Consider the following 4,093-nt stretch of genomic DNA (forward strand, 5'->3'; position numbering starts at 1 on the left):
GGTCGGGCGCGGAGGTCGCGGGTGAGGGGGCGTTGCCCGACGGCGTGCCGGCGGTGCCGTCGTCCGGGCGGGCGTCGTCCGGACGCAGGTCGGGCCGGACCGGCTTCACGTCGGCGTCGGCGAGATCGGCGGAGTCAGCGGGCGCAGTCATCGAACGCGTAACCGACGGGCAGTAGGGTCAGGTCCGGGCCGGCAGGGTCGCCGGGGCAGCAAGTCGTCGAACGGCAGGCACGTCCCGCGGTTCATGCCCGGCAATCGCGCCGGCCAACAGCCATAGCCCGCGGACGGCCATGAGCCGGGCGAGGGGATCGATGTCGGGACGCATGGTCGGGCGGCGGTGCTGCGGGGCAGCATACTCATTGTCCCTGCGCAGGTCCGCCACAAAAGCACCGGCAATGCGGCAAGCTTTGGGCCGGTGGGGTGCCGCGATCGCATGGCTGGCGTGACCGCCTTGGCACGCAAGTCGCGGGGCTGCCCGGTCGACCGGCCGGCGCCGGGCGATCGCAACTGAACCTGTTGCTGCGCGTTGCGCCACAGATGCGGGAAATCAAAGCTTTCTTCACACGATGCTGCTAGGAAACGGCCAAGCGCGTCGGTAATATCCGGTAACACGACGGAACCGGGGTGCGGGACCACAGCGACGGCGACGAACGGCCGAGACGAGCGCGCTTACAGCATTACGCCGACGGGCAACCAAAAGGGGGGTTGGGGCATGGGACGGTCACGGATCGCGACGCGTGCGTATACCCGCAAGGTCCTTCGCCGGGTGCTACCGATCTGCGTCGCGGTGGCATCGGTTTATGCGCTCCTGCCGTATGTTGTCCTCTACCAGCTCGGCCAAGCGGTCCGCCACGGCGACGCGGCGACCCTCGGACGCCTCGTCGCGTGGGACGACGTGCGCGAGGGGCTGAAGGAAGACGTCTGCGACGAGATGGTCGACGCCCCGGCGCCGAACACGGTCGCCGACAACACGGTCGCCGGCCATACCGAGACGGTGGCGCAGGGCGTCGGGCCTTCGGCGCCGCAGGGCGGCGGGCTCAAGCCGTTCGGCTTCTCGTTCGTCCGGGGCGTGGCCGGCAACATGATCGACGCCAACGTCACGCCGGACGGCCTGGTCTCCGCCGCCCACCGCGCCGGGCTCGACCAGCCGGCTACCGGCGGCCGTGATCTGGTGGCCGAGGACGCGCCTCGCATCGTGTGGGCCTTCTTCGACGGCCCCACGGCGTTTTCCGTCTGGCTGCAGCCGCATGACCCGTCCATCGGTCCGATCCATATCCGCCTGGAAATGCACGATTTCCACTGGCAGGTGGTGCGGGCGTGGCTGCCGCGCACCCTGCTCGCGCGGGCCAACGAACGCACCTGAGCGAGCGCCGCGCGACAACTGTCGCACGCGCCGGGGCCGGGCGGCCGACGCGCTGACGGTTGACGCCGCGCGTGCCGGGTGGAACCTCGGCGCCTACTCCGGCCCGAGGATCAGGACATGACGCTGCCCGAGACGATGACCTTCATGCACATGCAGGCGCCGGGCGCGCCGGATGTGCTCCGCCCCGCCACCGGGCCGGTGCCGCGCCCGGCCGCGGACGAGGTGCTGATCCGGGTCCAGGCCGCCGGCGTGAACCGGCCCGACGTGGCGCAGCGGCAGGGCCATTATCCGCCGCCGCCCGGCGCCAGCCCGATCATCGGCCTGGAGGTGGCGGGCGAGGTGGTGGCGGTCGGAGACGAGGCGCGGCCCTGGCGCGTGGGCGACACGGTGTGCGCCCTGACCAACGGCGGCGGCTATGCCGAATACGCGGTGGCGCCGGCGCCGCAATGCCTCCCCTGGCCCGCCGGCTATGACGCGGTGCGCGCCGCCGCGCTGCCGGAGAACTATTTTACCGTCTGGGCCAACCTGTTCGGACACGGCCGCCTGCAACGCGGCGAGCGCGCGCTGATCCATGGCGGCACCAGCGGCATCGGCCTGACGGCGATCCAGCTGGCGACCGAGTTCGGCGCCGTCGCCTATGCGACCGCCGGCTCCGCCGACAAATGCCGTGCGTGCGAGCGGTACGGCGCGGCGGCGGCGATCAACTACCGCGACGCCGATTTCGTGGAGGCGGTCCGGCAGCTGACGGACGGGGCGGGCGTCGATGTGGTCCTCGACATGGTCGCCGGCGACTACATCGCCCGCGATCTGCGCTGTCTCGCGCTCGACGGGCGGCTTGTCATCATCGCCTTCCTCGGCGGGTCGAAGGTGGAGTCGTTCGACTTCCTCACCGTGATGACGCGCCGGCTGTCGATCACCGGCTCGACGATGCGGCCGCGCACGACGGCGCAGAAGGGCGCCATCGCCCGCGCGCTGTTCGAGACCGTGTGGCCCGTCCTCGATCAGGGGCGGGCGGGGCCGGTCATCCACGAGGTCTTCCCGCTGCGCGAGGCGGCGGCGGCGCACCGGCTGATGGAAAGCAGCGCGCATGTGGGCAAGCTGATGCTGCGCGTCGCGGACTGATTACGTTCGCGCGTTTTCGTGTCTGACGTGCGTCGGTCGCTGGATTTTCCACCAAGGCGCTAGTTTTGTTTGCGGCCTGATGTAAGAGTCTGTTCACCCGTCGGCCCCATCCTGCAGGCCGTGCGGGGCGGATCGGGTGAACAGACATGCTGCGTGTGATCGGCTGCATCACGCATGAGCACGATTTCCGGCTGGTCGTCCTGGCCGCCTGCATCTGTGTCCTTGCCTGCTCCACCACGCTCAACCTGATCGCCTGCGCGCAGCCCGGACAGCGCTCCGCGCCGGTCTGGCTGCTGGCCGCCGCGGGGGTCTTCGGCTGCGGCGTCTGGTCCGTGCATTTCGTCGCGATGCTCGGCTTCCGGCCCGGGGTGCCGGTGGTCTTCATGCTGCCGCAAACCGCGCTGTCGCTGCTGGTGGCGACGGCCGGCACCAGCGCCGCCCTGCTGCTGGCGCACGCGATCCGGCCGCGCCCCGTCGCCGTGACGGTGGGCGGCCTGATGCTCGCGGCGGCGATCGGCGGGATGCACTATGTCGGGCTGTCCGGCATGCGGCTGCCCGGCTCGTTCGACTACGACGCGGGCGGGGTCATCGCCTCCGTGCTGATCGCGGCGGCGTGCGCGATCACGGCGCTGGCCCGGATGCGCGGCCTCGAACGCTTCGAACGCCGGGCGGAGGTGACGGGCCTGCTGTGCCTCGCCATCGTCGGGCTGCATTTCACCGGCATGGGCGCGCTGCGCCTGTATCCCGGGACGGCCGGCGGGGCCGAGGGGATCACGCTCGGCAGCGGGTCGCTCGCCGTGAACGTGGGGTCGGTCACGCTCGCCGTGCTGGTCATCGCCTCGGCCGCCGCCCTGCTGGAGCGACGCATGGCGCGCCGCTCGCTTGCCGACCTGCGGCGTTTGCAGGCCTTGAGCGACATCTCCCGCGAGGGGCTGGTGATCCATCGCGACGGCGCGATCCTGCACGCGAACGCGGCGGCCGCGCGCCTCGTCGGCACCGCGCCGGAGGCGCTGACCGGCACCCGCGTCGTCGATCTCCTGGCGGAAGCCGACCGTCCGGCGCTGCTGGCCGGCGACGGCGCCGCGCTGGCCGACGAGGTGTTCGCCGAGGCGCGGCTGCGCCACCCCGACGGCGCGCTGGTGCCGGTCGAACTCACCGGCAGCCGCATCGAGCATGACGGCCGGCCGGCCAGCGCCCTCGTCCTGCGCGACATGACCTATCGCACGCAGGCCGAGGCGCGGATGCGCCATCTCGCGCATCACGACGCGCTTACGGACCTGCCGAATCGCGTGCTGCTGCACGAGCGGTTGACCCATGCGCTGGAGACGGCGGCGGCGACGCGGGTCGACGCGGCGGCGGCCGGCGAGGAGGGGGAGGCATGCGACGGCGCCGGCATCGCGCTGCTCTACATCGATCTCGACCGGTTCAAGCCGGTCAACGACGTGCTCGGCCATGCCGTGGGCGACGCCGTGCTGCGCGAGGCGGCGCGGCGGCTGCGGGCGGAACTGCGGCCGGGGGACACGGTCGCGCGCGTGGGCGGCGATGAGTTCGTGATCGTCCTGCCCGGCCGCTGCGACCCCGGCACCGCCGCGTGGCTGGCGCGGCGGG

3 protein-coding genes are annotated in these 4,093 nt (G+C 72.2%); all 3 read left to right on the forward strand.

Annotated elements, in window-relative coordinates; all coding sequences use genetic code 11:
- The first annotated feature begins 712 nt into the window (after nucleotides 1–712).
- Nucleotides 713–1,363 (forward strand): DUF2939 domain-containing protein, encoded by a 651-nt coding sequence (locus B8460_RS04410; RefSeq protein ID WP_048860364.1) that lies wholly within the window; start codon nucleotides 713–715, stop codon nucleotides 1,361–1,363.
- A 117-nt stretch (nucleotides 1,364–1,480) separates the two neighbouring features.
- Complete coding sequence (locus tag B8460_RS04415) at nucleotides 1,481–2,485, forward strand: NAD(P)H-quinone oxidoreductase (protein ID WP_048860365.1); 1,005 nt, start codon at nucleotides 1,481–1,483, stop codon at nucleotides 2,483–2,485.
- A 146-nt stretch (nucleotides 2,486–2,631) separates the two neighbouring features.
- The coding region (locus B8460_RS23565) for a sensor domain-containing diguanylate cyclase (RefSeq protein ID WP_048860366.1) at nucleotides 2,632–4,093 on the forward strand (1,462 nt) is incomplete at its 3' end.

Source organism: Acidisphaera rubrifaciens HS-AP3 (assembly GCF_000964365.1).
Lineage (GTDB): Bacteria > Pseudomonadota > Alphaproteobacteria > Acetobacterales > Acetobacteraceae > Acidisphaera > Acidisphaera rubrifaciens.